Genomic DNA, 21,156 nt, shown 5'->3' with positions numbered 1-21,156 from the left:
CAGAAATTATGGATCAAACTGCCGGATAAGGCAAAAATATGTCAGAATAATGTTGCTAAATTACAATGAGGGTTGTGTGCAAAGGTCTTCGCCATGAGCTATGTTATCTCTTCTTAGACGAGTCCTGATGCACGACAGCCCCCCTTTTAGGTGTAAAGAATTGATGAAAGTATCCTTAACTGATCAACTCGCCGAGCTTCGTGGCATTGAATCCAATTATATTGATGCCTGGGGTAAGCCCATGGAAGTGGCGTCACAAAGCAAACACCGGATTCTTGAAGCCATGGGTTACGATCTTCAGGATGAGACCGGTCTACAGCAGCAGCTTGCGCAGGAATCGCAGCAGGTATGGCTGGAGCCACTTGATCCTGTGATGGTGAAACGCCAGGACGAGAAAGTGGTGATCGCCCTGCGTCTGCCCATTGAGCTGGTCAATGACGAGATGATCCTGCGCCTCGATACAGAACAGGGGGATGCGTCTGAACAGCGCTTCATACCCAGTGACGGTGAGCTTATCGATGCCACCCACATCGAGGACGGTGAATTCCAGGAATACCTTGTCGATGTCAACCTGTCCACTGACCTGGGATACCATCAACTGCGCCTTTTGGCGGATGATAATGACGAAATCGCCAGTATGCGGCTGATCATTGCGCCGCAAGCCTGTTACAAACCCGACGCGATACAACGGGGTGAGAAAATATGGGGGCTCAGTGTGCAGCTTTATTGTCTGCGCACTGAAAAAAACTGGGGTATCGGTGATTTTAGTGACCTTTGTTATTTGCTGGACAAAGCCAGCGACCAAGGTGCTCAGTTTATCGGCCTGAACCCCATTCATGCCTTGTATCCCGCCAACCCGGAGTCATGCAGCCCCTACGGTCCATCATCGCGACGCTGGCTGAACTTCATTTACCTTGATGTGACGGCAATCGAGGGCTTTGACCATCCTGAGATTCAGCAGTGGTTTAACAGTGCCGAGGTTCAGGGTCGGCTCAGTCACCTGCGCAGCGTCGATTACGTTGATTATCAGGGCGTGACGGCACTGAAACTGGAAGCGCTCAACTTATTATTCGGCCACTACCATCAGCAATACCTGAATGGTAATACCCGTCAGCATCGTGCGTTTCAGGAGTTTGTAGAGGCGGGCGGCGACAGCTTGCAGACGCTGGCGTGTTACGATGCTTTACAGGAGCACCTCAAACATCAGGGCAAGGAGCACTGGGGATGGCCAGTGTTTCCTAAAGCGTTACAGGAATACCCGTTACCGGCCGTGAAAAAGTTTGCAAAGGCAAACAATGAACGCATTACCTTTTATCTGTTCTTGCAATGGCAGGCAGCGATGCAACTGGAACAGGCGCATCAGGTGGCTCAGGATAAAAAAATGTGTATCGGTATTTACCGGGATTTGGCCGTTGGCGTCAGTGAAGGAAGCGCTGAAATCTGGGGTAATCGCGCGCTCTATGCTACCGATGCCAGCGTTGGTGCGCCACCGGATATTTTAGGGCCGCTGGGCCAGGACTGGGGCTTGCCGCCGATGGATCCTCGGCAATTATTTCGCCAGCAATATCAGCCTGTAATCGACCTGTTCCGTTCCAATATGCAGTCATGTGGCGCCCTGCGGATTGACCATGTGATGGCGCTTTTGCGGTTATGGTGGGTTCCTAAGGGGAACACCGCCAAGCAAGGCAGTTATGTGTACTATCCGGTGGACGATCTGCTCGGCATTCTGGCGCTGGAAAGTCAGCGAAACCAGGTGCTGGTGATCGGTGAAGACCTCGGTACCGTGCCGGAGGAAATCCGTCAGACTCTGGCCACCAATGGTGTTTATTCTTATCGGGTGTTCTTTTTCGAGCAGGCAAAGGACGGGGGCTTTTACTCGCCTTCTCATTATCCTGAGCAGTCGATGGCGACACTGACAACCCATGACATGCCTACTTTGACCGGTTACTGGCATTGCCTGGATCTGGAGTTGGGCAAGCAGCTGGATCTCTACCCCTCTGATGAGATATTGCAGGAATTGTACGATACCCGTCACCAGAATAAGCAGCGGATTCTGGATACCCTGCACGGTCATGGCTCCGTACCAGACTGGATGGGGCGCTATGTGCAAGATGTGGGAATGAGTAAGGAGCTGAATCATGGTCTGCAGCTGCACATGGCAACAGGCAGTAGTGCGCTGCTTAGCCTGCAACTGGAAGACTGGCTGGAGATGGAGAAACCGGTAAATGTACCCGGTACCAGTTCAGAATACCCAAACTGGCAACGTAAACTCACCCAGACGCTGGAGTCTGTGTTTTCCAGCGAGGCGCTTCAGGGCCTGGCCAGAGGATTAACCGAACGCAGACAACAAGCAGCAGAGGGAGAATAGGATGGTGCAGGCGGCAGCGACAATAGAACAACTTGAGCAGGCTCGATGTGCCGATCCCTTTGCCTGTCTTGGGCCGCAACCGGCCGATACCGGCTATGTGATCAATGCGTGGTTGCCCGGTGCAAAAACCGTGAAGGTCAGAAGCCTGGAAGACGACGCCTTACTTGGCGACGCCAAAGCACAGCGTAACAGCAGCCTGTTTAGCCTGACCCTGTCTACAGCAACGCCGCCTGCGCCTTATTATTATGAGGTGGCCAGCAAAGAAGGGGATTACCGGCGCATTGATCCTTATCAGTTCCGTGATCAGGCCTACCATGCCGTGCATTTTGTGGATCATCAGCCGCAGAACCTCTACAACCAATTGGGCGCGCAGTTAATTGAACTGGAACTGAAAAACACGAAGCCGGTTTCCGGTACCCGGTTTGCAGTGTACGCGCCTAATGCATCCTCCGTGTCTCTGATTGGAGAATTTAACTGGTGGGATGGCTCTGTTCTGCCGATGCAAAAAACGGATCTGGGATATTGGGTATTGTTTGTACCCGGGGTCGATGCAGGGCAGCGATACAAATATCAGATCAAAGACCGCTATGGCAATGCGTTACCCCACAAAGCGGATCCTGTCGGCTTCTATGCCGATCAGTATCCCTCCCATGCGTCACTGGTGTATGACCATAATCAGTATCAGTGGCAGGACCAGGCATGGCGCCAGCAGGCCGCATCGGACAAATATACGCAACCTATGAGCATCTATGAGGTGCATTTAGGCTCCTGGAAACGCAAGATTCAGGGAGATGAAGCGGTCTATCTGAGCTACCGTGAACTGGCAGACAGCCTGATCCCCTATGTCAAAGAAATGGGTTACACCCATCTGGAGCTGCTCCCCATTTCAGAATACCCTTTTGACGGCTCCTGGGGTTATCAGCCCGTAGGATTGTTCGCCCCGACCAGTCGCTTTGGCGATCCTGATGATTTCAAATACTTTGTCGATCAATGCCATCAGCAAGGCATTGGCGTGATTATTGATTGGGTACCGGCGCATTTTCCTGAGGATGGCCATGGCTTAGCCCGGTTTGATGGCACCCATGTGTATGAGTATGAAGACCCACGCAAGGGGTGGCACCCCGACTGGAACTCCTGTATTTATGACTATGGTAAGGATACGGTGCGCCAATTTCTGGTGGCCAATGCCCTGTATTGGCTCGACAAGTTTCATATTGATGGCCTAAGAGTCGATGCCGTGGCATCGATGCTGTATCTGGATTACTCCCGCGAGGAAGGTGAATGGGTACCCAATGTCGATGGCGGCAATCACAACTATGAAGCCATCAGCTTGTTAAAGTGGATGAATGAAGAAGTGTATAAAGCCTTCCCCCATGCCATGACAATCGCCGAAGAATCGACGTCTTTTGCCAAAGTGTCCCGTCCCGTATTTGACGGTGGCCTGGGTTTCGGCTTTAAGTGGAACATGGGCTGGATGCATGATTCCTTGCATTATATTACGAAAGATCCCTCCTACCGTCGTTACCATCATAATGAGATGACCTTCTCAATGGTGTATGCCTTTGATGAGAATTTTGTTTTGCCCATCTCCCATGATGAAGTGGTACATGGCAAGGGATCATTGCTTCGAAAAATGCCCGGTGATGAATGGCAACAGGCAGCGAACCAGCGTTGCTATGCTGGTTTTATGTATGCCCATCCGGGTAAAAAGCTGAACTTTATGGGCAATGAGATTGGTCAGTCTGCGGAGTGGAATCACGACAGTTCGGTTCAGTGGCATTTACTGAAGTTTGAGAAACATCAGGGCATGCAGAAACTCTACCGCCAGTTGAATCACCTGTATCGTCAGACACCGGCCTTGTATGAATGTGATCATCAGCCCCATGGCTTCGAATGGATCGATCATCACAATTCTGAACAAAGCGTCCTGTCTTTCATGCGTAAATCAGCCAATGGTCGGCAGAAAGTTTATGTTATCAGCAACTTTACTCCGGTTCCCAGAGAGCATTTTCGTATCGGTGTAGAGGACAGCGGTCGCTATCGACTGTTGTTAAACACAGATGCGGCAGAGTTCTGGGGCAGTGATTATCAGGTGCATGAGCATTGCTCTGCCGATACGCAGCCCTGGCATGGACGCGAGCACTCGATTTGCTTCAACCTGCCACCACTGGCAACTTTGTATATTGTTTTTGATGCCGATGACTGAGCATTACTCCATTACCGACGGGCAGCCAACTCCCCTTGGGGCGACGCTGATGAACGGGGGCTGTAATTTTGCGGTTCACGCCCCCCAGGCGTCGAACGTCATGCTTTGTTTTTTCCATGGCGATACCGAAGAACCCCTGCTTGAGATACCTATGCCGGTAAAAACCGGCAAGGTCTGGCATTGTCACGTGAGTCAGGTTGAAGCCGGCATGCTCTATGGTTACCGGGTAAACACATCAGCGCAACAGGAGCCCGCTGAAGAAACGCTGGGCCACAAGCTTTTGATTGACCCTTATGCACGCTGTCTGAATCGCGCGATGGACTGGAATGCCCGGCAATACAAGGGCGACAGTCAGTTTATGCTGCCCAAGGCCGTGGTGTGTGAGCCTGCACAGTTATATCCGGTGCACCTTCGTCCCCGTCATAGTCAGCAGGATCTGATTTTGTATGAAGTGCATGTGAAGGGCATCAGTCAGCGTCATCCAGAGGTGAACCCTGCGCACCGGGGCAAATATCTGGGCTTGTGTGACCCAGCCATCATTGAGCATTTGCAACACCTCGGTGTGACGGCTGTTCAGCTCATGCCTGTTGCTGCTTTTATGCCAGAACCTTACATTACCGAAAAAGGACTGACCAATTACTGGGGATACAACCCGGTTAACTATTTCAGCCCTGAGCCAAGGTATGCCATTGCCGATCCGGTGAGTGAGTTTAAAACCATGGTTCGCCAGTTGCATCAGGCCGGCATTGAAGTGATTCTGGATGTGGTATTTAACCACACCGCAGAAGGCGGTCATGACGGGCCTGTGCTGAGTTTCAAAGGTTTCGATAATCAGTCTTATTACCTGTTTGAACAAAACGAATTCGGTATTCCGGACTTTCAGCGTTATCTCAACAATTCTGGTTGTGGCAATACAGTTAATACGGCCAATCCTGTGGTGATGACGCTGGTGCTCGATGCGCTGCGTTATTGGGTCGAGGTGATGGGGGTGGATGGATTCCGCTTTGATTTGGCTGCAGGTCTGGGACGTGACCCTTATGACTTTAATACGCAGTCAGGGCTTTTGCGTGCGATTCGCCAAGACCCGGTTCTCAGGGAGGTTCGCCTGATTGCAGAGCCCTGGGATATTGGCATGGGGGGGTATCGTCTGGGGCAGTTTCCCTCTCACTGGCATGAGTGCAATGATAAGTATCGTGACCAGGTGCGGGCATTCTGGCGCGGCGATAAGGGGATGACCAGTTCTTTTGCCACGCGGTTGCTGGGCTCGCGCGATATTTTCCACAAGGGCCATCGTAGTATTCACAGCTCGGTAAATATGATCACCTATCATGACGGCTTCACGTTGCATGATCTGGTGTCCTATAACGAGCGCCATAATGAAGAAAACCTTGAGCAAAGCCGGGATGGGCATGGTCACAACCTGTCCTTCAATTACGGTGTGGAGGGACCCACGCAGGACGAGGCCATCCTGGCGTTGCGTGCCCGTCAGAAGCGCAATCTTTTCGCCACCTTGTTGTTTTCTCAGGGGGTGCCCCATATTCTCGGCGGCGATGAACTCAGTCGCACTCAAAAGGGGAATAACAATGCCTACTGTCAGGACAATGAGATCAGCTGGTGGAACTGGCGGCTGAGTCAGCGTGGCAGTGATTTCCTGGCTTTTTGCAAGGCAGTTATAAGACTGCGCAAAAACAGTGAGCTGCTTAGCCATCTCAACCTGCATGATGATGATTACAGTAATCAATATAATGTGGAGAAAGTGGGCTGGTACCGACCGGACGGTGCAAGAAAAGTGGTGGATGACTGGCACGACGAGAGGAATCAGGCCTTTGCCGTCGAATTAAAAGGTGAAGGCAAACATTCGGAACACTGGTTACTGCTGTTTAATGCCAGTGAGCAGGATGTGGACTTTCATTTACCGCAAGAGACACAATGGTACTTATTGCTCGACACGGCCCAGGAAACGCCTCCTGAGGGCACGCTGCAAGGCTATCGCAGGCATTTTAATCTGGCTTATCGCAGCCTGTGTCTGTTCGCGTGCGAAAAAACGGCAAAGCGGGTACAGGATGAGGCCTAAGCCGCTATTGTCCCTATCATTGAATGGCGCCGAAACTGGTATTTTCAGGTAGCTTAGGTATATAATCCGCCGCAATTTCAGCCCCGTCAGGGGCAGATGACAATAAACAGGATACGCAGATGACAGACGATAAGCAGCTTTGTGATATTGGTTTTATTGGCTTAGGGGTAATGGGGAAGAATCTGACCCTGAACCTCGCTGACAACGGTTATCGTATCGCCTGCTTCGATCTGGATCAGACAAAAGTGGATGGCATTCTGGCACAGGATCGCGCCGAACGGGGCGACCTCTCTGCGCGCATCATTGGATGTCGTTCCTATACCGAACTGCTTTCAAGGCTTAAAGCGCCGCATCTGATTGTGGTGTCGGTGCCGGCCGGTGAACCGGTAGACCATGTCTGTAACCATCTGATTGATGCCGGTATTGGCGCCGACGATATCGTGGTGGACACCGGAAACAGTCTGTGGACTGATTCTGTGGCCCGGGAACAGCATTACAAAGGCAAGTTTATTTTCTTTTCAACGGCGGTTTCCGGTGGTGAGGTCGGCGCTCGTTTTGGCCCGTCGCTTATGCCCTCCGGTGACCCCTATGCCTGGACACGGATTAAACCGGTTTGGGAGGCCATCGCCGCGAAGGTTGATGCCAAAACGGGCAAACCGCTTCCCCCTAAGGGACCCGGGCAACCGGTCACAGAAGGGGAGCCTTGCACCACTTACATCGGGCCTGTGGGTGCCGGTCACTACGTCAAGATGGTTCACAATGGTATTGAGTATGCTGATATGCAGCTTATCTGTGAAGCCTATCAGGTGATGAGGCAGGGGCTGGATATGAGTCCGTCTGATATTGCTGCCATATTCCGTCAATGGAATCAGGGTGTACTGAATAGTTATCTGATAGAGATCAGCGCCGAAGTGCTGGATAAGCAGGATGATGACACCGGCAAACCGCTGGTGGATATGATCATGGACAAAGCCGGACAAAAGGGCACGGGATTGTGGACGGCGGTCAGCGCGTTGCAGGTAGGTAGTCCGGCGCAAACTATTGCGCAGGCGGTATTTGCCCGCAGTATTTCGAGCCTGAAGAAAGAGCGGGTTCATGCAGCCACAATGTTAAAAGGGCCGGAGCCGGTTAAGCTCACTGATGAGCAGAAACAACACGCTGTTTCCAACCTGCAGGATGCCCTCTATTGCTCCAAGATATGTGCCTATGCTCAGGGCTTTCAGCTGATGGACATGGCCAGCAAAGAGCATGGCTGGAAACTGGATTTTGCCGAAATTGCCAAAATCTGGCGGGCTGGTTGTATTATCCGGGCAGTCTTTTTGCAGTCTATCACTCAGGCCTATAGCAACAATGATGAACTGGCGAATCTGCTATTGGATCCGTTTTTTGCCAGCCAGATCCAGGCCTTCCAGCGCAACTGGCGCCAGGCAGTGGCCGATGCCACATTAATGGGTATTCCCTGCGCCGCCATGTCTTCTGCTCTGAATTATTATGACTCCTACCGCAGTGAGACGTTGCCTGCTAATTTGCTGCAAGGGCAACGGGACTATTTTGGCGCCCACACCTATGAACGAGTGGATCAGCCTGAGGGGCGCAAATTCCATGTGGAATGGGCCTCACCCGGACAGCCTCAGGTACAAATTAAAAAATAATTTTTGAAAGTTAATTACAGTCAGGGCGCTTCAAAGCGCCCATCTTTGAGCTGGTCAATGATGTTTTCGGCTTTGTCTTCTATCGGACCGGCTTGTTTGGATTGTTGATGAAGAATGACCTCAATACTGGTGAGGTTAAGATCTTCAATACCGAAGTCACGGCCAACGTAGCCCCATAAATATGCCCAGTCAAACTGCTCTTCTTTCATAAACAGGCTGGTCAGACTGCGGAAAATTTCGATGTCGATGGTCTCGTCTTCCTGATACAGCTCCAAAGCGCGATATAGCAAGTTAATGGCTTTAATCCGATCGAATTTGATGTAGTAGGAAGCCAGCGCAACCTGCATCTCCGGATACTCCATCTGCGCGGTATTTTCATAGGCCAGAAAGCCCCGCAGCGCCTCTTCATTCTGAAAGCGAGACCAGTGATAGTAGAGCAGGTGAGGGCTATCAACACCTTGAGTTTCTCTGGCGAGGCGTTTCAATTCCCGCTCCGCTGTCAACAGTCCTTTGACGCGATCAGACTTTCTTTCTTTAAGTTTTATGTGCTCTATCTGCGACGCCTTGGCAATGCATTTTTTGTAGGCTTCAAAGTTAAGCAGTTGTTCATAGGTGCGCCGATCGGTGGGAGCCTGTGATTGCATAAAGCGGTTTTTGATGATCAGCGCCTTTTCTGCTCTACACCAACTATCCGGATTCAGATCTGAGCACATCTGAGGCTGTTGCTCACAAATCTCTTTTACCGTTTTGGTGCCCATGCCGTCACAGGCCGTAAGCGGTAAAACCAGTAAAAGCGGGAATAAGGCCCTGTGCATAGGCACTCCAAAATGAAGAAAAATTACCGACAAATGGACACTAAACAGGCATTTAGTCCTAATAGTGAAAATTTATCACAATTTGGCTAGGGCCTGGTGTTTCATTAAAATAGCGGCCGCTTTTGACAATGCCAAGTACTTAATCCATTTAATGGCGCTGCACGCGGAAAAACCTGTGGCGGCATGAGTGGATTTTAATTTGCAGTACGGGCATTGCACCACCGATCCTTAATCAACCGTAACGACGTAAAGGCTGAGTGAATGAACCACCAACATGAGCAAGAATTACTGAATAGCTGGCAGGAAAGACAGGAATATGCAGAAAAGATGCAGCCCCTGCTGGGCAAGTTATATCGGGATAAAGCGGTAGAGATCAATTTGTATGGCAGACCACTGCTGGGTGCAAACAGTATCGATATTATCAAGGCTCATCGTATGGTGCGTTTGCACACGGGCAACAAATTGCGTTTGCGCGAAAGCTGGCCGCTGCTCGAAGCGCTCAGTGAGATGAAGCTGGCGCCGGCTCAGATTGATTTAGGTAAGCTGGCCTACAACTATCACTTTACCGATAAAGCCGCCGGTCGCGATGTGGTGAGCTATCTGCGCGATGAATTGGCAGAAGTCGTGGACAAAGACGATGACCATAAGCCGCAGGATGTGGTGCTGTATGGTTTCGGGCGCATTGGTCGTTTGTTGGCCAGGTTACTGATTGAGCGTCATGGTCGGAACAATAAATTACGTCTGCGGGCGATTGTCGTGCGCGGTGGTAAAGAAGGGGACCTGGAAAAACGGGCGAGTCTGTTGCGCCGTGATTCTGTGCATGGGCCTTTTAACGGCAGTATTACCGTGGATCATGAACGCAGCGCCATTAAGGCTAACGGTGCCTACATTCAGGTTATCTATGCCAACAGCCCAACAGAGGTTGATTACACCCAGTATGGCATCAATGATGCAATCGTCATTGATAACACGGGTATGTGGCGTGACCGTGATGGCCTCGGCCAGCATCTGTCGTCCAAAGGTGCCAAAAAAGTGTTGCTGACGGCGCCGGGTAAAGGCGATATCAAGAATATTGTGTATGGCGTTAACCATAAAGACATCGCCGCGGAAGATCATATTCTTTCTGCTGCCAGCTGTACCACCAACGCCATTACCCCAGTGTTACGTGCGCTGGATGAGCATTTTGGTATTGAAAATGGCCATGTGGAAACAGTCCACTCCTACACCAATGACCAGAATCTCATCGATAACTATCATAAAGCGGAACGACGCGGACGCGCAGCACCACTGAATATGGTTATCACGGAAACCGGCGCCGCCAAAGCGGTAGCAAAAGCCTATCCTAAGCTCTCTGGTAAACTCACCGGCAATGCCATTCGGGTGCCTACGCCGAATGTATCGCTGGCCATTCTCAACCTGAATCTGGGACAGGAAGTCAGCCGCGATGAAGTGAACGAATTCCTGCACAAAGCTGCACTGTTTTCTGATTTACAGCATCAGATTGATTACACCGCGTCTACGGAACTGGTTTCAACGGATTTGGTGGGGTCACGCTTTGCCTCTGTGGTGGATTCACAGGCGACGATTGCATCGGGTAACCGTGCCACGTTATATGTCTGGTATGACAATGAGTTTGGTTATAGTTGCCAGGTCATGCGCGTAGTGCAGGACATGGCTGGTCAGCCGGTGCCGACACTACCAGGTTCAACAGAAACGCTGGCCTGATAAGGTCGCAACTCTCTCATAAAAAAAGGGCTCCGGTAAGGAGCCCTTGTTGTTTCTGACGACCGCCTTTAAGCCAACTATTTTTTGAACCAGTTACGAATATTAGCTACCAGGCTGGTTCCCTGCAGCAGACTGCTTTTTACGGTTGAATACTGCTTTAGCTGACCTTCCGGGGCTTTATCCGCTACGCCTCGTGCCTTACCAATTTCACGCAACCCCATGTAACTGATAATGATGCCTACGACCCAGGGCATGGATTCCACATAGAGTTTACCGGCGAATGTCGCAGGGCCCTGACCTTCAGTGAAGAGCCTGGCCAGTGCGTCTAATGCTCCGGGTGAGGCGTTGTCAGGAAAGCGCATCACCCCAAAAACGTATTCAAAGGCATTGAAGGGTTCGATCCATCGCTTCAAAAAGGGCAGCCAGGTCACAATCAGGTGCTGCACCAGATCAACCAGCACCAGAAAAAAGGGAAACAGCACGTAATAGACCATCCAGCGCACCGCCCATGGGCGGGTGGTCATGCGCATCAAGGCAATCTCTGAGGCGGCGTCCTGACTCAGATGATGGGTGATATTTTTGTCGATGAGGCCGATATCGATGGCCAGACGCTCGTTTTGTGCAATGTATTTATCCACTTCTTTGGCCATGATCTCGGCCCAGCGGTTTTGCTGGTCAGCGGGGAGTTGTTGAATCTCCGTTTGTAATTCCTCAACGGTGGATGACACAGAGGGCTGACCGGTCACCTCCTGCACCGCACGTTTACCTTTGCTGAACAGTTCTGATACTTTACTGACTGCATTGAGTATGCCGGGAATGGCAGCAACAAGTTGCAACATCGGGGTTCTCCTTAGGTGGATGAAAGCAGTTTATTGTCAATCAGACAGGCTTTGAGGGCATCCGGTGCCAGCAGTTTCAGCGGGTTACTGCCGTGCCGCAGCTGTGCATGGGGATATTCCCGAAAATCTGTCCAGTCACCGGCCCAGTTCATGCCAACCTGGCGCACTGCTTCGCCGTAGGCATCCCAGTACATCTTAGCCTGAAGGTAATTCCAGGCCGGTTTACCGCCTATCAGTGGCACTGCATCCCAGGCCTCACCATAGTTGTGCCAGGACTCACCCGGGGCAGCATTGGTCACATGAGGCCCGTAACAGGGGCCTACGGCCTCCAGAATGTCGGCTAAAAAGCCAAATCCTCGCTGCTGATATTTTGCGATTTTGTGGTTAATCTCGGCCCGAGAGCGGGATTGACGATAGAGTCGCGCCTGTTCTTCCAAAGTGCGCAGGGTGCAGTATATTAGCAGGTCAAAATCGGTGGCCTGTTTACAGGCCTGGATGACTTTTTCGGCATTGTGTTTTGCTGCTGGAACCAGATCGTTGAGATCGCGGGAGGCCATAGTCCTTTCTCCGGGCCGCAGAGGTTACTGCATTAATGTAGTCGAGGATTTATTTAGTGCAAATTATGAACGATTTGTAAGGTGCCACGCACAGCACTTGCGATTGCGTTGCTGAAAGATTATCAGTACCTTCAGGGTCTGGTGACAGTATTGATGTCAATGCGTGAAGATGATGAGCAGGTCTGGAAAAAAGTACATGTCGGGCTGGTGGCAGTGGCCTTTGTTGTTACTGCTACTGGCGGGGATCTATCAGTGGCAAACCCGCGATTTACTCGAGCGGGGCAATCAGGTTAGCACCACCGCATTGCCACTGCTCAATGGTGGCAGTGCACCGATCGTGGAAGGAGATGGCAGGCCCACTCTCGTTTACTTTTTTGCGCCCTGGTGTCAGGTCTGTCGTTTCAGTATTGGTAATCTTGAGACGCTGGATAGCGAGCAGATCAGCATTAAACGTATCGCCATGGATTATGCCAGCATCGAGAAGGTATGGCAGTTTGTCGAGCAAAATAAGGTTGGCGGTGATGTGTTGTTGGGGCATGAGGGCCTCAAGCAGCAATTCCGCGTATATGGCTACCCGACGTACTATATCCTCGACAAAGAAGGCAAAGTGGTAGGCAGTGATATGGGGTACAGCTCGGAATTGGGATTGAAGCTGCGTGAATGGTTCACTGTCGGCGCCTGAATGAAATTTACGCGACTGATCAGCGCAGTCAGCTCAGAGTATGAGAATGTAAAAGGATTGTGGTAGATTAGCCTCGTCATTCATTACTTGTCAGAAAACAATGAGAATTAGCTGCAATTTTGATAGCGGAAATATTGAGGTTATCCGTGCCGATAATGCCGACAATATCCGTCTGAAGATCCGCAAAGACAACCAGTCAGATTTTTATCAGTGGTTTCATTTTCGCCTCGAATCCACGCCCATGGTCAATCATAAACTGCATATTGAAGATTTGGCCAAGTCCGCCTACCCGGAAGGCTGGCAAGGGTATCAGGCGGTAGCGTCTTATGATCGCCAGGAATGGTTCCGTGTCGAAAGCAGCTTTGACGGCGATACGCTGACTATCGACCACACCCCTGAATATGCCACCACCTATTATGCCTATTTTGCTCCCTACAGTTACGAGCGTCATCTCGATTTATTGGCCTGGGCGCAAACCTCTTTTGATTGTGAACTGAGCCATCTGGGAGAAACTCTGGATGGCCGGGACATGTCCTTGCTGACTGTCGGTCAGGCGGATGAGGGTAAAAAAGCTATCTGGATTGTTGCCCGTCAGCATCCTGGTGAGAGCATGGCAGAATGGCTGGTTGAGGGGTTGCTTGAGCGGCTGCTCGATGAAGATGATGGTCTGGCCCGTTCACTGCTCGAGCAAGCGGTGTTCTATATTGTGCCGAACATGAACCCTGACGGGTCCGTCAGAGGGCATCTGCGCACCAATGCCAAAGGGATAAACCTCAATCGTGAATGGGCGCACCCCTCCAAAGAGAACAGTCCTGAGGTCTTCTATGTGCGTGACAAGATGCAACAGACCGGTGTGGACATGTTTCTTGATGTACATGGCGATGAAGCGCTGCCGTATAATTTCCTCGCTGGCAGCGAAGGGATCCCGGATTACAACGATAAAATGGCCCACCAGGAAGCTACCTTCAAACAGACGCTACTGGCAGTAACGCCTGAATTTCAGGATACTTATGGTTATCCCAAAGATAAGCCGGGTGAGGCGAATCTTACCGTGGCCTCAAATGCCATTGCGCATAGCTTCAAGTGCCTGGGATACACGCTGGAAATGCCGTTTAAAGATAACGCGGATTTGCCGGACGCGGCCTATGGATGGTCACCGTTGCGTTGTAAGCGACTCGGTGAAGACGTGCTCATCGCCATTCACGGTGTAATGAACCAACTTTAATGCAAACCATGGCCTGAAAGCCTCAGTGTGACAGGCCTATAATCACTGAAATTATAATCATAACAAGGGGTTAGTGTTGGAATTCTTTAATCAGATATTGCTCTCTCTGGATGGCATGCTTGGCGGCGCCTTTTGGTTCCCTTATGTCTTGCTGGGTGTCGGTTTGTTCTTCACGTTGTATCTGGGCTTTCCTCAGGTTCGTTATTTTAAGCATGCCTGGCTGGTCGTTACCGGTAAACTGGATAGAAAGGGCATGCCCGGTGATACCACACACTTTCAGGCCCTGACCACGGCACTCTCCGGTACCGTCGGCACCGGCAATATCGGTGGCGTGGCCTTCGCCATCTTTCTGGGCGGCCCTGCTGCGCTGTTCTGGATGTGGGCGACAGCTTTTCTGGGTATGACCACCAAGTTTGTGGAAGTGACCCTGTCGCATAAATATCGGGTCAAAACTGAAGACGGCACCATGGCAGGTGGTCCGATGTATTACATGGACAGACGCCTGAACATGAAGTGGCTGGCAGTGGCGTTTGCCATTGCCACGGTCATCAGCTCATTTGGTACCGGTAACCTGCCGCAAATTAATAACATTGCCCAGGGGATGCAGGCGACCTTTGGTCTGGAGCCCATGCTCACCGGTGCGGTGCTCGCCGTATTGCTGGCTCTGGTAATTCTTGGTGGGATCCGTCGTATTGCCAAGGTGACCTCCAAGATCGTGCCGCTGATGTCGGTGCTCTATGTCATTGGTGCTTTGGCGGTCATTTTTTACAATATCGAAAATATCGGTCCGGCTTTTTCCTCGGTCATTTCTGATGCCTTTACCGGCTCTGCGGCGGCCGGTGGCTTCCTCGGTGCAACCATTGCTTATGCCTTTAACCGTGGGGTGAACCGTGGTCTGTTCTCTAATGAAGCCGGTCAGGGTTCGGCACCAATTGCCCACGCATCGGCAAAAGCGGATGAACCGGTTTCAGAGGGGATGGTGTCTATTCTCGAGCCCTTTATCGACACCATTATTATCTGTACGCTGACGGGGCTGGTGATCCTCTCCTCTGGTGTGTGGAAAGAGAAGTTCGATAATGTGTTCGAGCGTGCGGATATGCAGATTGTGGCCGGTACCTATTCCGACCAGAAAGACGCTGATAAGCAGCAACTGTATATGTACCTGAATGAGGTCAGCGGTCACGACGTGCAGGCCTACAACGGTAAAGTTGAGGTGGTTTCCGGTAAACCACTGAACCGTGACTTCACCGTGATCAATGCCCGCTCTGTGGCAGAAGACGTGGTCTTCAGTGTGGGATCACGGGAAGACTTATTCACCGGTACGCTGAACATTCAGGACGGTCGCATTGAAAAAGACAATATTGTGGTGTCCGGGAAGTCTCTGATTCACTCGGCACAACTGACCACCCAGGCCTTTACCCGGGGATACTTCGGCGACTATGGTCAATACATTGTTTCCATAGGCTTGCTACTATTTGCGTTTTCAACTGCCATAGCCTGGTCCTACTATGGTGACCGTGCCATGACTTATTTGCTTGGGCCGCGTTCAGTGATGCCTTATCGGGTGTTCTACGTGGCCGGCTTTTTCTGGGCGTCGTTTTCCGATACCACCCTGGTTTGGAACCTTGCTGCGGTAGCCATCGTGGTAATGACATTACCCAACCTGTTTGGCATTATGTTGTTACGCAAAGAAATGAAGCAGACGGTGAAAGAATACTGGGACGACTATGACAAACAGCGTTCCGGTAAATCGGAATCGTAGCCGATAGCCGCTGATTGACTTTTAACACCGCGCGGTATTATCCGCGCGGTTTGCGTTTTCCGGTGCTGTTAAGAGACGTCTGTAGCCGGTGCTGGATCAATCCCGTTTAACCTCTGACACTGTGAATAACAGGAGTATGTATGGCACTGATTGATTGCCCATCCTGTAAGAAAAAAATCTCTGATAAAGCTGATAGCTGTCAGCATTGCGGCTTTGCCGTAGGTCAGGCAAGCCGTGACGATATTCTGCGTAAAGAACGTTTTAATCGTTTTAAACGTATGCAGTCTATCCAGACCCAGTCGATGTTGGCGATGCTGATGTTCGTTGCCGGGTTTGCCATTCTATACTGGGGTGAGGGGCCTTCGCGAGAGCTGGGCTGCGAGTTGTCAGTGAACCTGATTAAAGACGGGGGCGCACTGTGTCTCTGGCACGGTCAGATGCAGTATAATCTGGCCATTAGCTGCTCCGTTATCGGGTTCGTGTGGTATATCATCAATCGTGTTCGCATGATTTTTATCAAGAAGTCAGGATAATGAATATTCAACAAATGGTCAGTACCATGACCCCTGAGGTGTATGAGCGTCTGGCTGAGGCGGTGGCAACGGGAAAGTGGCCCGATGGGCAGCCCCTGTCTGCGGCCCAGCGCGAGACCAGTATGCAGGCGGTTATGTTGTATCAGTCCACGGTACTGAAGTCTGATGAGCACATGACCATCGGGTCTGCCGGTGAAATCGTGCATAAGTCCAAGCAGGCTTTGCGCCAGTCCTTCAATGAAGATATTGCCAGATTTAAGGCTAAAGACCTGTAATCACGCTGAAGGTCGTGGATGACAGGCTCATGGAATCGGGTTACATTGTGTAACAAATAAAGAACAAATCCAGGCAGGCGCGGGCTGTTTTTTGCGCTCCTGCCTCGAGGTTTGTCGGCAACGGTGAATAAGGACATCCAGGCCCCGAGTGGCACTGTTGTAGTATTTCCATATAGTCCGCATTGTTGTTTGCCACGGATTCAGCAGGAGCTGTCGCAGCGATGCCCGAGAGTGATTGCTATGAAGTTTGTAACACTATCGCTGCTGTTGTGTCTGGGGTGGATGAGTCACACCGCCACAGCCGAGCGATTGTTGTTTGTGGCCGAAGATTTACCCCCGTATCACTTTATCAATCAGCAAGGCGAAAAAGACGGCGCCTTGTATGAAATCGTTAAGGCGATGATTGAACAAAGCGATATTCAGGCTGATGTGCACTTTACCCCCTGGGCGCGGGCCTACGACATGAGCCTCACTCAATCTGATGTGATCATGATTTCGGTACTCAAAACCCCGGTCAGACAGAAGCAATTCCAGTGGATCGGGGAGATTTACCGCTCCGAAGCATTCTTTGTAAAACTTAAACGGCGTCAGGATGTGCAGGTTGATTCACTGGCACAGGCCCGACACTATGTTGTGGGAACCATCAGGGGCTACGGAGCAGAACAATACTTGCGCCGAAACGGCTTCAGTGAAACCCGGCAAAACCTGGCCCTGAGTGTGGAATATCACCAGCTTTGGGGAATGCTGTTTAAAGGCCGAATCGATTTGTTGTTTACCAATACCATTGGGCTGGAAGTGGAAGTACCCAAGGCAGGATTTGATCCTGACAAGGTGGAAAAAGCATACGCCGTAGTGGATTTTCCTGATGAACTGCATCTGGCGACGGGCCTGAAGACGTCGCCGAAAGTGGTGAAACGGTTGAGTGAGGCGCTGAGCCGGCTCAAAGAGAGTGGCCGGTATCACGCTATTCTCAGGCGCTGGGGGCTGACCGTCAGCGCCAATGCAGGGGCTCAGACAGAGGCGATTAACACTGCACGTTTGGGGGCAGGGTAGCCTTCGATGGTTTTGGCTGGATCGTCAGGGTCGAGAAAATCAGCAAGGGAATGATTAGTCATCCATTCGGTACTGCGCTGCTCATGTATGGATGTGGTGCTGATATCCACGGTGCGGATATCTTTAAAACCAACCCGTTGCATCCACGCGCTGAGTGCCTCGGTGCTGGGAATAAACCAGACATTGCGCATCTGTGCATAGCGTTCTCCCGGTACCAGTACCTGATGTTCATCACCCTCTACCACCAGCGTTTCCAGCACCAGCTCACCTCCGGGCTTAAGCTGTGCTTTCAACTCATACAGAAAATCGATGGGGCTCTTACGGTGATACAGCACGCCCATGGAAAAGACCGTATCAAAGCCCCTGAGTGCCGGTAACTGTTCTATACCCAGAGGCAGCATGTGCACGGCGGGTGAGGGATGAAAATGGCGGATGGCAAGAAACTGCATAAGAAAGAGTGGGAAAGGATCGATACCCACCGCCAGCTCGGCACCCTCACCGTGCATCCGCCACAAGTGATAACCACTGCCACAGCCAACGTCTAACACTTTTTTGCCGCGCAGAGACCTTAAGTGCGGACGCACCCGGTCCCACTTCCAGTCAGAACGCCATTCGGTGTCCAGGTGAATACCGTGCAAATGAAAAGGCCCCTTGCGCCAGGGTTTAAACTGCATCAGCAGACCGATAATCTGACGACGGGTGTAGTCATCGACATCGGTTCCATCACCGACGGTGACGCTGTCTTTGAAATCCAGCCGGTGCGCCTCAAGCTGAGGTAACTTGTCCAGCAATTTCTGCCATTTTTGCAGGTCTTTTTTGTGCTGTCGTTGCCAGTCACCAAGCTGGGCGGGCAAAACTTCCAGCCAGTGACTGAGTTCAGAGTCCGCCAGCAGCGCGAAAAACTGTCGAAAAGCCTGCATTAAGCGATCCTCATTTGATTGCCACCATCGAGGCAAAGTTAAAACACTTAAACCACAGTACCACATCGCTGAAACCCGCCTGATGCAGGCGTTGTTCATGTTCACTGAAACTATCGGTCAGCATCACGTTTTCAAGCGCTGAGCGTTTCTGGCTGATTTCCAGTTCTGAGTAGCCATTACGCCGTTTAAACTCATGGTGTAACTCCACCAGTAAGCTATTGCCTTTGTCACCCGGATGGCGGATTTTTTCAGACAGGACCAGCACCCCGCCTGGTTTCATGCCCTGATAAATCCGCTTGATCAGGTCACTGCGTTGCTCTGGGGGGATAAATTGCAGAGTAAAGTTCATCACTACCATTGAGGCATCGGTAATCGCAACGTCCTGCAAATCTTTGCAGATAACCTCAATGGGCAGGGGGGATTTAAAGGCTTGCAGGTGTCGCTGACAGCGCTCAATCATTGCCTCAGAATTGTCCACGGCGATGATTTTACACCCCGGCGTCTGCACATAGCGGCTGATCGCCAAGCTGACAGCGCCAAGGGAGCAGCCCAGATCGTAGATGTTGCTGTGTGCCTCAGCGTATTGGCCAGCCATCTGTCCAATCGCATCGACAATGGTGCTGTAACCTGGCACGGAACGCTGAATCATGTCAGGAAAAACTTCCGCTACGTTCTCGTCAAAACGAAAGTCAGTCACCTGCTCAGCAGGTTGAGAATAGATAGCGTCTTTAGAGGAAGAGATCATGACCGGGACTTTAAGGACTGAACGGGCGCACATTTTAGCCGACGGCTATGGAGAGTTCAAAGACTGAATGCCGTCGAAGCTTTGTCATCCAATTTTCATAGGGTAGCCCAGCGGGGGGCGAGAATCCGCGATAAGTGCTGTTCACTTTTTCAGGGAGTTGATAGAAGCAAAAGACACGAGTCGATTCCGGAGTTTTCCAGTGGCAGCAAAATCAAAAGACAAACAGCGGTCGTTCATCATTAGTGTCCACTAGCTTCTGATTAGTGCCAGAAGCGGACCTTCAGCAAGGACCAAATGTTGGCTTATGACCACAGTCACTTGTTATGACTCAATGCTATTTACAATAGCTAGGGCATCAGACCAGCTGGTATTAGCTTCTATATGCCTTTTTATCAATGTACGATTAGATGCTATAACTGCTGGCCAACGCTTTCTCCAAGCCTTGTAAGCATGCCAAGAATATCCAATGTAGTATTCTTTTCTCATTGTGGTCATTGACCGAAGAGTTGCTTCCAAAAACTGCTCTTCCATTGAGGTCCCTTGGATCTCCATTATTGATGCAAGATACACCAACCAACCAGCAAGATGCTCGTATTGTTCCCAAGCGTTGTTCTCTAGAGTTAGCTCTCTCTTTGATTCAATGACCTCACCCAGCATTTCGACAACTCTTGTGTCATTGAGACTCAATCCTTCGGCCGATAAAGAGGAAATAATTCTGTAGAATGAGTCATCCAGCTTTAAAAAAGCATCTTTAAAGTGATAGCCATCATGGACAACTTTTCTTATGCTCCTCAGTGAACGCTCAGTGATACTAGCGACTTTCGGAATCTCATTATTTAACCTTCGAAAGAACCTTTCGGTGTTAAGTCCATCAAGAACCCGAATGCCATAGCAATGAGAATAATAGTCTTTAACATGTTGATCTACAGCAGATCTAGAAACCAAAAAAATATTAGAACCAATAACATGGCTTTTTGAAAAACCTTTGTAATCACTAATTATTGCCTTTAAGTTAGTGTCACCAAGTGAGTAACCCAAAATTACTACGGTATTTTCATGTAGCACTGTACTCAACTTTCTTGAGAAATAAGAATCGCTGTTTATAAACCTAAAATAATCTTCAGATGTGACCACCATATTCTCTGGCGAATCGACAGAACCGTGCACATGGTAAACCTTTACGTTAGCAGAAGACCTAGGTATGGGTCTTCCAGGAGTAATCGATTGACAACTATTCTCTCCAGTTAACTTTTCAGCTAACTTGTCATAATTAGTGGTGATAACCCTAAAAGACCTATTAGAGAAAAACTCTTGGATTTCTTCTATTTCATCATCGAGCTCTATTTCCACTATCAATTCAGCGATCTCTTCATGGATATTTTTACCAACAGCAGAAAGCTTAATTGAGATAACCTGAGCAGCCTCTTCTAAACTAAGTTGCGCTGCTTTATCTTCAGGAAATAGTGACTCCTTCATTTCATCAGGGTTTGGCAATAGGTCACATAGTTTTTCCAATAACCCCTGCCAACTTGGAGCTCCATTATCGGAAACAGCTTTAGAAAATCCAGTACCAGTAAATAGGCACAATCTATTTGTTGCTGCTGCATATGCGATTTCGAAAAACTCGCTCAAAATTCCCTCCTAGAGTCATAACGCCGCAATATGGGGCGTATTAAGCTTGGCTAAAATTAGCGAAGAATGAGCGCCAGCCAAGCTTTAGACGTC

Annotated in this window: 17 protein-coding genes; 11 read left to right on the top strand and 6 right to left on the bottom strand. The window is 50.4% G+C overall.

The genetic code is table 11. The annotated features are described in order from the left end of the window. Nucleotides 1-163 precede the first annotated feature (163 nt). The 4 genes from malQ to gndA all read left to right on the top strand — a co-directional run bounded on the left by malQ (nt 164) and on the right by gndA (nt 8,300). Nucleotides 164-2,368 carry a 4-alpha-glucanotransferase gene (gene malQ / locus CCY32_RS11015; protein ID WP_088330694.1) on the top strand — a complete coding sequence of 735 codons (2,205 nt, stop codon included), beginning with the start codon at nt 164-166 and terminating at the stop codon, nt 2,366-2,368. 1 nt (nt 2,369) lies between these two features. Next, a complete protein-coding gene (glgB, locus tag CCY32_RS11010) occupies nt 2,370-4,574 on the top strand; it encodes a 1,4-alpha-glucan branching protein GlgB (protein WP_088330693.1) in 2,205 nt (734 codons plus the stop codon). Continuing rightward, nucleotides 4,567-6,648, top strand: coding sequence for a glycogen debranching protein GlgX (gene glgX / locus CCY32_RS11005; RefSeq protein WP_088330692.1), 2,082 nt, complete (start codon nt 4,567-4,569; stop codon nt 6,646-6,648). Before glgB ends, glgX begins: the two co-directional genes overlap by 8 nt. Nucleotides 6,649-6,767: 119 nt before the next feature. Further along, nucleotides 6,768-8,300, top strand: coding sequence for an NADP-dependent phosphogluconate dehydrogenase (gene gndA, locus CCY32_RS11000; RefSeq protein ID WP_088330691.1), 1,533 nt, complete (start codon nt 6,768-6,770; stop codon nt 8,298-8,300). A gap of 20 nt (nt 8,301-8,320) precedes the next feature. Here the strand turns inward: gndA and CCY32_RS10995 are convergent, their stop codons facing one another. Continuing rightward, a complete protein-coding gene (locus CCY32_RS10995; protein ID WP_088330690.1) occupies nt 8,321-9,115 on the bottom strand; it encodes a DUF2989 domain-containing protein in 795 nt (264 codons plus the stop codon). Between the two features lie 261 nt (nt 9,116-9,376). Between CCY32_RS10995 and CCY32_RS10990 the strand changes: the two genes are divergently transcribed. After that, the gene (locus tag CCY32_RS10990; RefSeq protein WP_088330689.1) at nt 9,377-10,840 is read left to right on the top strand and encodes a glyceraldehyde-3-phosphate dehydrogenase; all 1,464 of its coding nucleotides are present in this window, start codon (nt 9,377-9,379) and stop codon (nt 10,838-10,840) included. A 77-nt stretch (nt 10,841-10,917) separates the two neighbouring features. Here CCY32_RS10990 and CCY32_RS10985 read toward each other — a convergent pair whose 3' ends face one another. Further along, complete coding sequence (locus tag CCY32_RS10985) at nt 10,918-11,679, bottom strand: hypothetical protein (RefSeq protein ID WP_088330688.1); 762 nt, start codon at nt 11,677-11,679, stop codon at nt 10,918-10,920. Nucleotides 11,680-11,690: 11 nt separating this feature from the next. After that, a complete protein-coding gene (locus CCY32_RS10980) occupies nt 11,691-12,236 on the bottom strand; it encodes a M15 family metallopeptidase (RefSeq protein ID WP_088330687.1) in 546 nt (181 codons plus the stop codon). Nucleotides 12,237-12,432: 196 nt separating this feature from the next. Here CCY32_RS10980 and CCY32_RS10975 point away from each other — a divergent pair, with 196 nt between their 5' ends. From CCY32_RS10975 to CCY32_RS10950, 6 genes are all read left to right on the top strand, one after another. After that, nucleotides 12,433-12,918 (top strand): redoxin domain-containing protein, encoded by a 486-nt coding sequence (locus CCY32_RS10975; RefSeq protein WP_168171493.1) that lies wholly within the window; start codon nt 12,433-12,435, stop codon nt 12,916-12,918. Between the two features lie 100 nt (nt 12,919-13,018). Beyond that, nucleotides 13,019-14,143: a M14-type cytosolic carboxypeptidase gene (locus CCY32_RS10970; protein WP_088330685.1), complete on the top strand. Its 1,125-nt coding sequence runs from the start codon at nt 13,019-13,021 to the stop codon at nt 14,141-14,143. A 76-nt stretch (nt 14,144-14,219) separates the two neighbouring features. Further along, entirely contained in the window at nt 14,220-15,905 is a 1,686-nt protein-coding gene (locus CCY32_RS10965) for an AGCS family amino acid carrier protein (RefSeq protein ID WP_088330684.1), read from the top strand. A gap of 140 nt (nt 15,906-16,045) precedes the next feature. Then, on the top strand, nt 16,046-16,438 hold the full coding sequence (locus CCY32_RS10960; RefSeq protein WP_088330683.1) for a hypothetical protein: 393 nt from the start codon (nt 16,046-16,048) through the stop codon (nt 16,436-16,438). Continuing rightward, complete coding sequence (locus tag CCY32_RS10955; protein WP_088330682.1) at nt 16,438-16,713, top strand: DUF1315 family protein; 276 nt, start codon at nt 16,438-16,440, stop codon at nt 16,711-16,713. The genes CCY32_RS10960 and CCY32_RS10955 overlap by 1 nt, the downstream gene beginning before the upstream one ends. Nucleotides 16,714-16,953: 240 nt before the next feature. Then, the gene (locus tag CCY32_RS10950; protein ID WP_088330681.1) at nt 16,954-17,766 is read left to right on the top strand and encodes a transporter substrate-binding domain-containing protein; all 813 of its coding nucleotides are present in this window, start codon (nt 16,954-16,956) and stop codon (nt 17,764-17,766) included. Here the strand turns inward: CCY32_RS10950 and cmoB are convergent. The 3 genes from cmoB to CCY32_RS10935 all read right to left on the bottom strand — a co-directional run bounded on the left by cmoB (nt 17,724) and on the right by CCY32_RS10935 (nt 21,063). Then, on the bottom strand, nt 17,724-18,686 hold the full coding sequence (gene cmoB, locus CCY32_RS10945) for a tRNA 5-methoxyuridine(34)/uridine 5-oxyacetic acid(34) synthase CmoB (protein WP_088330680.1): 963 nt from the start codon (nt 18,684-18,686) through the stop codon (nt 17,724-17,726). The two genes, CCY32_RS10950 and cmoB, sit on opposite strands and share 43 nt — an antisense overlap. A gap of 10 nt (nt 18,687-18,696) precedes the next feature. Further along, a complete protein-coding gene (cmoA, locus tag CCY32_RS10940) occupies nt 18,697-19,428 on the bottom strand; it encodes a carboxy-S-adenosyl-L-methionine synthase CmoA (protein WP_088331034.1) in 732 nt (243 codons plus the stop codon). Nucleotides 19,429-19,752: 324 nt separating this feature from the next. Then, nucleotides 19,753-21,063 carry an SIR2 family protein gene (locus tag CCY32_RS10935; protein ID WP_088330679.1) on the bottom strand — a complete coding sequence of 437 codons (1,311 nt, stop codon included), beginning with the start codon at nt 21,061-21,063 and terminating at the stop codon, nt 19,753-19,755. Nucleotides 21,064-21,156: the final 93 nt, after the last annotated feature.

It is taken from the genome of Lacimicrobium sp. SS2-24, from assembly GCF_002201535.1.
Lineage (GTDB): Bacteria > Pseudomonadota > Gammaproteobacteria > Enterobacterales > Alteromonadaceae > Lacimicrobium.
This window is presented reverse-complemented; position numbering and strand designations above follow the sequence as displayed.

Excerpts from the sequence above, each read along its gene's own strand:
- glgB (WP_088330693.1), top strand. The coding sequence starts at position 2,370 with ATGGTGCAGGCGGCAGCGACAATAGAACAACTTGAGCAGGCTCGATGT.
- CCY32_RS10960 (WP_088330683.1), top strand. The coding sequence starts at position 16,046 with ATGGCACTGATTGATTGCCCATCCTGTAAGAAAAAAATCTCTGATAAA.
- CCY32_RS10970 (WP_088330685.1), top strand. The coding sequence starts at position 13,019 with ATGAGAATTAGCTGCAATTTTGATAGCGGAAATATTGAGGTTATCCGT.
- CCY32_RS10975 (WP_168171493.1), top strand. The coding sequence starts at position 12,433 with ATGTCGGGCTGGTGGCAGTGGCCTTTGTTGTTACTGCTACTGGCGGGG.
- CCY32_RS10990 (WP_088330689.1), top strand. The coding sequence starts at position 9,377 with ATGAACCACCAACATGAGCAAGAATTACTGAATAGCTGGCAGGAAAGA.
- gndA (WP_088330691.1), top strand. The coding sequence starts at position 6,768 with ATGACAGACGATAAGCAGCTTTGTGATATTGGTTTTATTGGCTTAGGG.
- CCY32_RS10985 (WP_088330688.1), bottom strand. The coding sequence starts at position 11,679 with ATGTTGCAACTTGTTGCTGCCATTCCCGGCATACTCAATGCAGTCAGT.
- glgX (WP_088330692.1), top strand. The coding sequence starts at position 4,567 with ATGACTGAGCATTACTCCATTACCGACGGGCAGCCAACTCCCCTTGGG.
- cmoB (WP_088330680.1), bottom strand. The coding sequence starts at position 18,686 with ATGCAGGCTTTTCGACAGTTTTTCGCGCTGCTGGCGGACTCTGAACTC.
- CCY32_RS10995 (WP_088330690.1), bottom strand. The coding sequence starts at position 9,115 with ATGCACAGGGCCTTATTCCCGCTTTTACTGGTTTTACCGCTTACGGCC.
- malQ (WP_088330694.1), top strand. The coding sequence starts at position 164 with ATGAAAGTATCCTTAACTGATCAACTCGCCGAGCTTCGTGGCATTGAA.
- CCY32_RS10980 (WP_088330687.1), bottom strand. The coding sequence starts at position 12,236 with ATGGCCTCCCGCGATCTCAACGATCTGGTTCCAGCAGCAAAACACAAT.
- CCY32_RS10950 (WP_088330681.1), top strand. The coding sequence starts at position 16,954 with ATGAAGTTTGTAACACTATCGCTGCTGTTGTGTCTGGGGTGGATGAGT.
- CCY32_RS10955 (WP_088330682.1), top strand. The coding sequence starts at position 16,438 with ATGAATATTCAACAAATGGTCAGTACCATGACCCCTGAGGTGTATGAG.